The 6,160-nt window shown below is 64.1% G+C and carries 7 protein-coding genes; 3 read left to right on the forward strand and 4 right to left on the reverse strand.

The genetic code is table 11. The features are described 5' to 3' along the window. A partial coding sequence (locus tag WCB02_RS00870; protein ID WP_423955314.1) for an NmrA family NAD(P)-binding protein occupies nucleotides 1–148 on the reverse strand: 148 nt, incomplete at its 3' end. Nucleotides 149–269: 121 nt separating this feature from the next. On the opposite strand from WCB02_RS00870, the gene WCB02_RS00875 reads away from it, so the two are divergent. Together WCB02_RS00875 and WCB02_RS00880 are read left to right on the forward strand one after the other, a co-directional pair. Then, nucleotides 270–1,115, forward strand: coding sequence for a helix-turn-helix domain-containing protein (locus tag WCB02_RS00875; protein WP_423955303.1), 846 nt, complete (start codon nucleotides 270–272; stop codon nucleotides 1,113–1,115). Nucleotides 1,116–1,203: 88 nt separating this feature from the next. Further along, on the forward strand, nucleotides 1,204–2,625 hold the full coding sequence (locus WCB02_RS00880; RefSeq protein WP_423955305.1) for an MFS transporter: 1,422 nt from the start codon (nucleotides 1,204–1,206) through the stop codon (nucleotides 2,623–2,625). A gap of 50 nt (nucleotides 2,626–2,675) precedes the next feature. On the opposite strand, the gene cydX is transcribed toward WCB02_RS00880, so the two are convergent. The 3 genes from cydX to WCB02_RS00895 all read right to left on the reverse strand — a co-directional run bounded on the left by cydX (nucleotide 2,676) and on the right by WCB02_RS00895 (nucleotide 5,700). Further along, nucleotides 2,676–2,807: a cytochrome bd-I oxidase subunit CydX gene (gene cydX / locus WCB02_RS00885; RefSeq protein ID WP_423955307.1), complete on the reverse strand. Its 132-nt coding sequence runs from the start codon at nucleotides 2,805–2,807 to the stop codon at nucleotides 2,676–2,678. 132 nt (nucleotides 2,808–2,939) lie between these two features. Continuing rightward, nucleotides 2,940–4,097 (reverse strand): cytochrome d ubiquinol oxidase subunit II, encoded by a 1,158-nt coding sequence (gene cydB, locus WCB02_RS00890; protein ID WP_423955316.1) that lies wholly within the window; start codon nucleotides 4,095–4,097, stop codon nucleotides 2,940–2,942. Nucleotides 4,098–4,122: 25 nt separating this feature from the next. Next, on the reverse strand, nucleotides 4,123–5,700 hold the full coding sequence (locus WCB02_RS00895) for a cytochrome ubiquinol oxidase subunit I (protein ID WP_423955310.1): 1,578 nt from the start codon (nucleotides 5,698–5,700) through the stop codon (nucleotides 4,123–4,125). Between the two features lie 263 nt (nucleotides 5,701–5,963). Between WCB02_RS00895 and WCB02_RS00900 the strand changes: the two genes are divergently transcribed. Beyond that, on the forward strand, nucleotides 5,964–6,160 hold a 197-nt coding region (locus WCB02_RS00900), incomplete at its 3' end, for a hypothetical protein (protein ID WP_423955312.1).

The raw sequence follows: 6,160 nt of genomic DNA on the forward strand, positions 1-6,160 counted from the left end.
CAGCACCGGCGTCACGCAGCCGCTGCGCGCGTGCGTCCAGCCTGCGGACCAATGCCCGCACCGGGTAGCCTTTCTCCAACAGCCCAAGCACGGTCGGCACGCCGGTCTTGCCGGTCGCTCCCGTCACCAGAATTTTCGGCTTCGACATCGATCACCTCCAGCGCTCCATCGGGTCACTCGCGCGCTTCCCTAGCGCTCCGGCGAAATGTCAGCAATTATCCGGCGGGTAATTGGCGCCACGCACGGGCCGGGCTACGGAATCGCACAGGATGACCGAGCGCCGCCGAAAACGACCGCTGCCCGCCGATCACTTTGGCGTCCGTCTCAGCGAATGGCGCGCGCGGCGGCGCGAAAGCCAGCTTGGTCTGGCGATCAGCGCGAACATCTCGCAGCGCCATCTCAGTTTTGTCGAATCGGGGCGGACACTGCCGAGCCGGGACATGGTGATCCGCCTCTGCCAGGCGCTCGATATCCCCTTGCGTGCACGCAACGAATTGCTGGTGTCAGCGGGCTATGCCGCGCTTTACCCGGAACGGTCGCTGGACATGCTGGCGATGGGGAGCGTTCGCGAGGCATTGAACCGGATCATCGGACATTACGAGCCCTATCCGGCCTTCGTGGTCGATCGCGGCTGGCGGGTCGTCATGCGCAACGAGAGCGCGGCACGGCTGGTCTCGGCATGTCTCGGCGCGGCAACAATTGACGCATTGTCGCCGGATGGCACGCTCAACTTCATGCGCATGATGTTCGAGCCGGCCGAGATGCGCCCAAGAATCCTGAACTGGCCATCGCTCGAACCACGGCTGGTCGCCCGGCTTCGCAATGAAGCGCGAGGCGACCCGCAATCGCCGTCGGCGGCAATCTTGAAGGAGCTCGGTCCGCCGCCCGACCGCAGGGCAACGTGCGACGATCTCAAGCAGGCGGAGCTTCCGATCATACCGCTCGAACTCCGCGTCAACGGCGCGACCTTGCGATTGTTCAACACCATTACGACGTTCGGCACGCCCCAGGACGTCGGCCTGCAGGAGCTGAGAATCGAGTTGTCCTATCCGATGGATCCGGAGACCGGGGCTGTTCTGGCGCGGGGCTTCGAACGGGTGCCGCGGAGGGTCTAACGGAACTCCCGCGGCCTGGCGCGGTTTGCAAAGTTGCAGCAAATCTGCGATCCCGTCGTGGCCGCGGGGGACCCTTCAAATTCTCAATATGCCCTCTTCCGTTATCCTGCATCCCGACGGCCTGCCGCTGCCGCAGCGACGCTGGGCCATCCTGACCATTGCGCTCGGGCTGGTCATGGCCGTGGTGGACGGCGCCATCGCCAATGTCGCGCTGCCCACGATCGCCAGAGACCTCGATGCCAGTCCCGCGTTCTCGATCTGGATCGTCAACGGCTATCAACTGGCGATCACGATCTCGTTGTTGCCGCTGGCCTCGCTTGGCGAAATCATCGGGTATCGGCGGGTCTATCTGGCTGGGCTCGCGCTTTTTACGCTGGCGTCGCTGTTTTGCGCGCTGTCGCACACGCTGCTGCTGCTGACGGTCGCGCGCATCGTCCAGGGTTTTGGCGCTGCCGGGATCATGAGCGTCAATGCGGCGCTGGTGCGCTTCACCTACCCGCACGACCAGCTGGGCCGCGGCATCGGCATCAATGCCATGGTGGTTGCGGTGTCCGCTGCGGTCGGGCCGACGATTGCCGCCGGGATTCTGGCGGTTGGCACCTGGCCGTATCTGTTCGCGGTCAACGTCCCGGTCGGACTGGCCGCGCTGTCATTGGGCTGGCGCTGTCTGCCGCACACACCTCGTGCCCCGCACACCTTCGACTGGCAGAGCGCGGGGCTCAGCGCCGTCACCTTCGGCTTCCTCATCGCCGCGATCGACAGCATCGGCCATGGCGAGCCGCTTTCGATCTGCCTCGCCGAGTTTGCGATCGCCGCGATCGCCTGCGGCCTGCTGATGTACCGCCAAACCCATATGGCTTCGCCGCTGTTGCCGGTCGACCTGTTGCGTATCCCGATCTTCGCGCTGTCGATTGCGACCTCGATCGCCTCGTTCTGCGGCCAGATGCTGGCCTTCACTGCGATCCCCTTCTATCTCGAAAGCCGCTTCGGCTATTCGGCGGTCGAGATGGGGCTTCTGATCACGCCCTGGCCGATCACGGTCGCCATCGCCGCACCGATCGCAGGAAGGCTGCTGGAGCGCTACCCGGCGGGCCTGCTCGGCGGCATCGGGCTCCTGTTGTTCGCGGCCGGCCTCGGCACGCTGGCAATGTTGCCCGCCAACCCCTCGACTTTCGATATCGTCTGGCGCATGGCGCTTGCCGGCGCGGGCTTCGGTCTGTTCCAGACGCCGAACAACCGCACCATGATCGCCGCCGCCCCGCGTGAGCGCTCGGGCGGCGCCAGCGGCATGCTGGGCACCGCGCGGCTATTGGGACAAACGACAGGCGCAGCCCTCGTCGCGCTGTTTCTGGCGCGTTATCTGGCCGACGGCACCCAGATTTCGTTGCTCGCCGGCACGGGCTTTGCCTTGCTCGGGGCAGGGCTCAGCATGCTCCGACTGTCGGAAGCGGGCTCGCGCGGCGCCGAACACGTGCGGATCCACGAAGGCCAGCGCCTGAAAGGCGAATGACGCGGTCGGACCGCACGATGCCAGCGCATGCCAGCGATCGGTCGTCAGGATCAGGGAGTCGGCAGCGGCGGCGCACTGGCCGTATCCTTTTCGCGGACCGTGCGCAGCTCGTACCAGAGCGCGTTGAGGATGCCGAGGGCGGCCGCCAGTCCGAGGCCGAGGATCCAGGAAAAATACCACATGACTAGTCTCCACTGTCGCTTGCGCCGGAGCATGGTCCGGAAAAGTGCGTGGCGCTTTTCCGTCGCGACAAACGCGGAACGCGTTTGCGCGGAGATCATGCTTAATCAAGAACCTAGAGCACGCATCGCGCTCTAATAGGCCGACGAGCCGGCTTTCACGATGGTGCTGGAACTCACTTTGCCCCACAACACCTTGTAGACCCAGGCAGTGTAGGCAAGCACGATCGGAAGGAACACCACCGTCGCGATCAGCATGTTCCGCAATGTCGCGTGGCTCGACGAGGCATCGAACACGGCAAGCGAATCGTTCGGGTTGCTGCTCGACGGCAGGATGATCGGAAACATCGACAGCCCGGCGGTCGCAATGATGCAGGCGATCCCCAATTTGGACGCGAGCAAAGTCAGGCCGGCGCGACGCGCGCCAAAACCTGCCGCTGCCACGAGCGGCGCGACGATGCCAAGCAAGGGTACGATCGCGAGCCACGGCGTGCCGCGGAAATTCTGCAGCCAGGCGGCGGAATTGAGCACGACGGTCTTGCCGAGCGGATTGGATGGGCCATCCCAGACGATCGGGCTCGTCACCTGATAGCCGCCATACGCCCCGAGCCAGACCAGAACGCCACCCCCCGCAAACAGCGCCGCGGTGATCAGCGCCGTTCTCTCGCCGAATGCCGCCGCGCGATCCGCCACCGGGCCCTCGGCCTTGAAGCTGAGCCATGCCGCGCCATGCGTCACCAGCATCGCAAGCGACACCAGCCCGCAATACAGCGCCAGCGGATTGAGCAGGCCGAACAGCGTGCCCTCGTAGATTGGCCGCAGATCGTCGGTGAAGTGGAACGGCACGCCTTGCAGCGCATTGCCGACCGCGACCCCGAAAATCAGCGCCGGAACCGCGCCCCCGACAAACAGCGCCCAGTCCCAGTTGCTGCGCCAGACCGGGCTTTCACGCTTGGAACGGTATTTGAAGCCGACCGGCCGCAGGATCAGCGCGAACAGAACCAGGAACATCGCGAGGTAGAAGCCGGAAAAGCTCAACGCATAGAGCGCGGGCCAGGCCGCGAAGATCGCCCCGCCACCGAGAATGAACCAGACCTGGTTGCCTTCCCACACCGGGCCGATGGTGTTGATGGCTACGCGGCGCTCGACGTCGTTCCTCGCCACGAACGGCAGCAGCGCGCCGACGCCCATGTCGAAGCCGTCGGTGACGGCGAAGCCGATCAGGAGGACGCCGAGCAGCACCCACCAGATCAGGCGGAGCGTGGTGTAGTCGAACAGATATTGTATCATGATGTTTTTCCTTGACCTGATATGATGGTCACTCGGCCGGCGCGACGGCGCCGAGGGCGGTTGTGGCTTGACCAAAGGATCCCATGTCGCCCACCGCGTCCGGACCGTTGCCGATCGCATGCAGCATGAGCCGGCATTCGATGACCGCGAGCACGCCATAGACTGCCGTGAACCCGATGATCGTCAGGATCAGATCGGCGACGCCAAGCTCAGATGTCGCGAGGAAGGTCGGCAGCACGCCGTCGATGATCCAGGGCTGCCGTCCGAACTCGGCGACGAACCAGCCGAGTTCGACGGCAAGCCAGGGCAGCGGAAAGGCAACAAGCGCGAGCCGGAACAGCCAGCGCGGCGCTTCCGCTTCCCGCATCGTATACCAGAGCGCGATCACGAACACCGCGAGCAGTGCAAAGCCGAACACCACCATGAAGCGGAAAGCGAAGAAAATCGAGGGCACGCTTGGAACCGTCGACCAGGCTGCGTCATGAATCTGCTCGGCCGTCGCCAGCGACGGATTTTCGACATAGCGCTTCAGCAGCAGGGCAAAGCCGAGATCGCCGCGGGTCTTTTCGAAGACAGCGCGGGCGTCTGCGTCGGCGTGATTTTTCTTGAGCTTCTCCAGCGCGTCATAGGCAACCAGCCCGCCGCGGATCCTGTCTTCGGCCTTCTTCACGAGATCGAAAATGCCGGGGACCTGCTCGTCGATCGAGCGAGTGCCGATCAGCCCCATCACCCAGGGGATCTCGATGGCATAATGCGTCGAGTGCGCCTGCATGTCGGGAATGCCGAACGCGGTGAACGACGCCGGAGCCGGCTCGGTCTGCCACATCGCCTCCATGGCGGCGAGCTTCATCTTCTGGTTGTCGGTGATGGTGTATCCGCTCTGATCGCCGAGCACGATGACGGAGGAAGCGGCCGCGACCCCGAAGGCGGCCGCGATCACGAACGACCGCTTTGCGAGTTCGATGTGACGGCCGCGGAGAAGATAGAAGGCCGAGATACCCAGCACGAAAGCGGCGCCGCAGACATAGCCTGCGGATACCGTATGCACGAACTTCGCCTGCGCGGTCGGATTGAGCAGGACCGCTGCAAAATCCATCACTTCCATACGCATCGTATCGGGATTGAAAGCGGCGCCGACCGGATTCTGCATCCAGCCGTTGGCAATCAGAATCCATAAAGCCGACAGGTTGCTGCCCAGCGCCACCATCCATGTGACGACCAGATGGGCGCGCGAGGACATTCTGTCCCAGCCGAAGAAGAACAGGCCGACGAACGTGGCCTCCAGGAAGAAGGCCATCAGCCCTTCGATCGCGAGCGGCGCACCGAATATGTCGCCGACGTAATGCGAATAGAAGGCCCAATTCATCCCGAATTCGAATTCCATGGTGATGCCGGTGGCAACGCCGAGGACGAAGTTGATGCCGAACAAAAGGCCCCAGAACTTGGTCATGTCGCGCCAGATGGTTCGGCCCGTCATCACGTAGACTGTCTCCATCATCGCCACCAGCACCGACAGCCCAAGCGTCAGCGGCACGAACAGAAAATGGTACATCGCCGTCAGCGCGAACTGCAGGCGCGAAAGCTCGACAAGCAGAGGATTGGTCATAAGAACGTACCCTTGAAAGGTTTTCCGCGACCTACCTACTCTCGTGAAACCGGGACTCGTTGACGTGGATCAAAGGCCGCCCGCGAAGATCGATGCAAGCAATCATAATGCAAGGATCAAACGAACCAGCGCCGAATCGGCGGAACCAGGCCACCGCACCCCACCTCCGGAGTTCAACCGACCGCGCCAGCGCCTTCGGTCTTGCCTGCGAGGCGGCCGCGCCGTCGTTGCGTAGCACGCTCTGCCGGCTGATCGGGCGCACTTTGTTCCGGATCGGCTTCGCGGCCTCGCTCGCGCTGTTTGCGGGGCATCTGATCGAGGATTCGGCTTTCGACGTGACGGCCTTGGCGGCCGCGCTGGGCTGCCTAGCCATGTCGGGCTGCGCCGGCATCCTGGCCGACCTTCGCGCGGCGCGCGCCGAGCAGGAGGTTGCCGACAGGCTGCGCGCCTTGGTGCAGGC

The organism is Bradyrhizobium sp., from assembly GCF_049581145.1.
GTDB lineage: Bacteria > Pseudomonadota > Alphaproteobacteria > Rhizobiales > Xanthobacteraceae > Bradyrhizobium.